Here is a 1777-nt window from a genome sequence, read left to right as displayed (position 1 = left end):
CGATGCCTGCAACTTCATGGCCACGGTGGAGAAGCGCCAGGGCCTGAAGATCGCGGTGCCGGAAGAGGTCGCCTGGCGGCTGGGCTTCATCGATTCAGCCCAGGTCGAGCGCCGCGCCGACTATTACAAGAACAACGAATACGGCAAATATCTGCGCCGACTGCTGGCCCGGATTGGCTGATGTCGCCTCCCGCTGGGCCGCAAACCGGCGCCGTGACTGCACGGCCCTTGTTCTTCATTCTGGTATTTGCGCTTTGCTTGGTTTTGGGTCTGGCCTGGAAATGGGGGCCATTGCAGCCCTGGCTTGATATCCAGCATGGCGTTGCGGCCTTGCGCCGCTTCGGCGACGCTACCGGGCCGCTGGCCGCCATTCTCGGTTTTGCAGTAGCCTGTATCCTGGTGGTGCCGATCACCTTCCTGATGCTGGTTGCGGTGGCGGCTTTTGGCCCGCTGCTTGGCATCCTCTATGTTCTGTCCGGTGGCGCGATTGGCGCCGCGGTCAGCTTCTGCATTGGGCGTTATCTCGGCGCCGCGGCGATCAGGCGACTGGCGGGCAGAAGGCTGAACGATATCAGCGCCCGCCTCGGCCAGCGCGGCATCCTGGCCACCTTCATCATGCGGCTGGTGCCGGTGGCGCCATTCGCGCTGTTCAATCTCATGGTCGGGGTGACGCATATCCGGCTGCCCGATTTCCTGATCGGCAGCACATTGGGCCTGTTGCCGGCCTCGTTATTGATTGCGGTTTCGGTTGATGCCGTTTTGGCGCTGGTCGAGCGGCAGCCGGCGGAAGCCTGGCTGCTGGTGGTGGGTCTGGGCGTGGCCTTGGCGGTTGGTTTGTGGGCGATGCGGGCGGCGATCAAAAAACTGCAGCGGCAGCCGGATACGGCCGCAGACCGGGAATGAGCGCCACCAGGTGGATCAGGCCGTGTAATTCTGCCAGCTTGCCGCGATAATGCTATTAAGCGCCAAATGTTCGGTGGAAGACAGGGTCAGGCCGCTGGGCGGTGTGGCCGAGTAACTTGCCATCGCGCTGACCAGATTCTGCACCATCGACGACAGCAGCTCCTGCTGCCCATCAGCGGTGCGGATGGCATCGATCCGATTGGCCGGCGCGGAGAACCAATCCTGCAAGGTGACCTGGCTGGCGGCCTCGCCGATCGCATTGACCACTAGGTTGTTGCCGCTTTGCCGGAACCACAATTGATCGCGGGCGATGCCGGAGCCAAACAGCAGAAGATCGGTGGTGCTGCCGGCATCCGTCAGGCCGGCCTGCGCAATGGTGTCGAAGCCATCGCCACGGAAAATCTGATACAGGTCATTGCCAGGGCCTGCATCAAGAAAATCGTCGCCCTTGCCGCCGTTCAGCATGTCGTTGCCGCCGCCGCCCACCAGCAATTCGGCAGCGGCGCTGCCGGTCAGGCTGTCGTCGAAAGCCGAGGCATAGACACGTTCGATGCCAACCAGCGTGTCGCCCTGGGCCTCGCCGCCCAGCCCCGTGCCTGTGGTGAGATTGATGGTGACACCGGCGGCGGAGGCGGAATAATACACTGTGTCGATGCCGGCGCCGCCATCGATATAATCGGCGCCCGCGGCCCCATTGAAGTGATCGTTGCCGTCGCCGCCTATCAGCAATTCGGCGGCGGCACTGCCGGTAAGGCTGTCGTCGGAGGCCGAGCCATAGACGCGCTCGATGCCAACCAGCGTGTCGCCCTGGGCATCGCCGCCCAGCCCCGTGCCTGTGGTGAGATTGATGGTGACGCCGGCAGATGAGGCAGAG

General features: G+C 63.5%; 2 protein-coding genes and 1 pseudogene. 2 read left to right on the top strand and 1 reads right to left on the bottom strand.

Features of this window, described 5'->3' with window-relative positions; all coding sequences use genetic code 11:
• Both V6B08_RS18140 and V6B08_RS18135 read left to right on the top strand, forming a co-directional pair.
• Positions 1-181, top strand: a pseudogene (locus V6B08_RS18140) (glucose-1-phosphate thymidylyltransferase RfbA); the annotation flags it as partial.
• Positions 181-903, top strand: coding sequence for a TVP38/TMEM64 family protein (locus V6B08_RS18135; RefSeq protein WP_341983484.1), 723 nt, complete (start codon positions 181-183; stop codon positions 901-903). The pseudogene V6B08_RS18140 and the gene V6B08_RS18135, both read left to right, overlap by 1 nt.
• Positions 904-918: 15 nt before the next feature.
• Here V6B08_RS18135 and V6B08_RS18130 read toward each other — a convergent pair.
• Positions 919-1777, bottom strand: an 859-nt coding sequence (locus tag V6B08_RS18130; protein WP_440588825.1) for a calcium-binding protein, incomplete at its 5' end; no start/stop codon positions are given.

Origin of the sequence: Ferrovibrio sp. MS7, assembly GCF_038404985.1 — a bacterium.
In the GTDB taxonomy this organism is placed as follows: domain Bacteria; phylum Pseudomonadota; class Alphaproteobacteria; order Ferrovibrionales; family Ferrovibrionaceae; genus Ferrovibrio; species Ferrovibrio plantarum.
The sequence above is the reverse complement of the archived record's forward strand: the minus strand, read 5'-3'. Positions and strand labels throughout refer to the sequence as shown.

Bases quoted from the DNA above. Each gene is read 5' to 3' on its own strand.
- V6B08_RS18135 (WP_341983484.1), top strand. From the start codon at position 181: ATGTCGCCTCCCGCTGGGCCGCAAACCGGCGCCGTGACTGCACGGCCC.